This is a genomic window from Pseudoxanthomonas sp. LjRoot204_2 (genome assembly GCF_056175765.1).
Genome location: NZ_JBGFFG010000531.1, coordinates 1 through 2,022, shown reverse-complemented (window position 1 = coordinate 2,022; position 2,022 = coordinate 1). Strand labels below are relative to the sequence as shown.

Annotated in this window: 3 protein-coding genes; 1 reads left to right on the top strand and 2 read right to left on the bottom strand. The window is 68.9% G+C overall.

Annotated features, from left to right (window positions below; translation table 11 throughout):
- Nucleotides 1-280, top strand: a 280-nt coding sequence (locus AC04L7_RS17530; protein ID WP_475513547.1) for a PP2C family protein-serine/threonine phosphatase, incomplete at its 5' end; no start/stop codon positions are given.
- 15 nt (nucleotides 281-295) lie between these two features.
- On the opposite strand, the gene AC04L7_RS17525 is transcribed toward AC04L7_RS17530, so the two are convergent.
- Together AC04L7_RS17525 and AC04L7_RS17520 are read right to left on the bottom strand one after the other, a co-directional pair.
- On the bottom strand, nucleotides 296-1,009 hold the full coding sequence (locus AC04L7_RS17525; protein ID WP_435997731.1) for a hypothetical protein: 714 nt from the start codon (nucleotides 1,007-1,009) through the stop codon (nucleotides 296-298).
- Nucleotides 1,006-2,022, bottom strand: a 1,017-nt coding sequence (locus AC04L7_RS17520; protein WP_475513546.1) for a hypothetical protein, incomplete at its 5' end; no start/stop codon positions are given. The genes AC04L7_RS17525 and AC04L7_RS17520, both read right to left, overlap by 4 nt.

The following is a 2,022-nucleotide window of genomic DNA, read 5'->3' as shown; positions in this document are numbered from 1 at the left end:
GGCGCGCACCCACCCGCATCGCAACGTCGTCACCCAGGCGCTGGGGGTCACCGACCCCAACCACCTCAACGTCGAAACCATGACCGGCGAACTTCGCCCGGGCATGCAACTGTTGTTGTGCAGCGATGGGCTGACCGAAGAGGTCGACGATCCCAGCATCGCCGCCACCCTCAAGCACGACGACTGCAGCGCCCAGGAATGCGTCGACACGCTGATCGCCGCGGCGCTGGACGGCGGCGGCTCGGACAACGTGACCGCGATCCTGGTCCGCTGCCACTGAGCCCGGGCGGGCGGGTCAGCGGGCCGCGACGCCTTCGCCCCCGATCCAGAGCACGTACTCGAAGCTCTGCACCATGCGCCCATAGCCACTGCCATCGGCGTCGTAGTTGGCGCCGACGCTCACGGTATGCCGCCCCGGCGACAGCGGCGGCAGCAACAGCCAATACCCGTCGCTCGCCGCCACCTGCGCCAGGTGGCCCGGGGGAGGTGGAACATCGGGATACAGCGGAAAGCAGCCGTTGCTGCGTACGCGATAGCGCGCGACGTCCGCGACCCGTACGCCGTCCAGCAGGACCACCGCACTCGACAGCCGGTCGTTGTTGACCGCAGCCCAGGCCTGCAACTGGCGGCAGCTGGGGACACGATCGCCACGCAACGCGTCGCCCGGCGTGTAGTGGATCATGTTGATCACCGGCATGAGCAGGTGCTTGCCAACGGGAACCGTGCATTCGCGGCGCGCATTGAATCCGCCGGTTGTCCCCGCGAGAAACCAGACCGGTCCATCCTGTGCCACGGCGCAGGCACGGCCATCCCGGTCGCGATACGGCAGGCCATCCAGCGCTTCCGCCCACTGCCACCACGCCGCCGTCCATTCCGGATATCCCTTGCCGTCGACCTTGGCATCGAGCGGCAATGGCACGACGGGCGCGGCGCGGTCCTCGGCGCGGGTGCCTGCGATGGCCAACAACAGCACCCATGGCACGACAAGACCCGGGAACACCGGCCTCATCGCTGCGCCCTCGCCTGACGGATGCGTTCGATCGTCGCGGCATGGTGCGGCCAGCGCTCGACGTCGTGGTATTTGACGAACTGGTCGATCGCCTCCACCTGGGCCGGATCGTCCTGTACGCCACGGAGCCAGGCCAACATGCGCCAGCCTTCGCCATTGCGCGGAAACTCCCTGACCAGTGCACCGGCGCATGCCTCGCCGGCCGCCAGTTCACCGCTCATTGCGTAGGTCTGGCAGTACAACTCGTACGCTTGCTCCCGCATGTCCGCGTCTTCCATGGTCTTCAACAACGGGCCGCGGGCCGCATGCTCGCCGAGCGCGCRCCGGGTGGCACGGGCCAGCAGGTACTGGCGTCGTGCGCTGGCGGGCGCCGCCTCGACCGCACGGCGCGCATCGCGCAATGCCCACTCGCCATCGTCCAGTTCCATCAGGATCTCCGCACGCAACGCGAGGTGGCCGTCGTCCCGCGGCTGGAAGCGCAGCGACTGCGACACCCAGCTCAGCGCGCGCCAGCGATCGCCTTGCGCATACATGCCGCGTCCCGCACGCGCCATGTAGCCGGCATTGGGGGCCTGCAGCGACGCGGCAACCGTGCCCGGCATGATCTCGGGCCAGGCGTCGGCGAGATCCGCCTCATAGCCGATCGGTATGGCCGTCAGCGTCAGCAGCGCAGGGTTCTGCGCGACACGCGCGGCGATCAGCCCCGCAGCCGCGCGCATCGCCTCCTCCGAACCGCCCCAGCGCGGTTCGGCCTGCGTGATGACCTCTTCCAGAACGAAGTAGGACTGCGGATCGATCCTGAGGCACTCTGCTGTCGCCCAGCGCTGCAACTCGTTGGAACTCATCCGGCCGATCGCCGCCAGTTGTTCGCACGCCGGAGACAGCCGCTTCTCCTCCTGGAACGCCTCGGCCAGCAGCGGCACCGCGCGCTGGAACAACGCGCCCATCCGCTCCAGCTGCTGGCCCGGTGTTTCCGACGCCCACTTAGTGCCGCGTGCCCGCCAACCCTGGCG

Coding starts and splice junctions, on each gene's coding strand:
- AC04L7_RS17525 (WP_435997731.1), bottom strand. CDS start 1,009: ATGAGGCCGGTGTTCCCGGGTCTTGTCGTGCCATGGGTGCTGTTGTTG.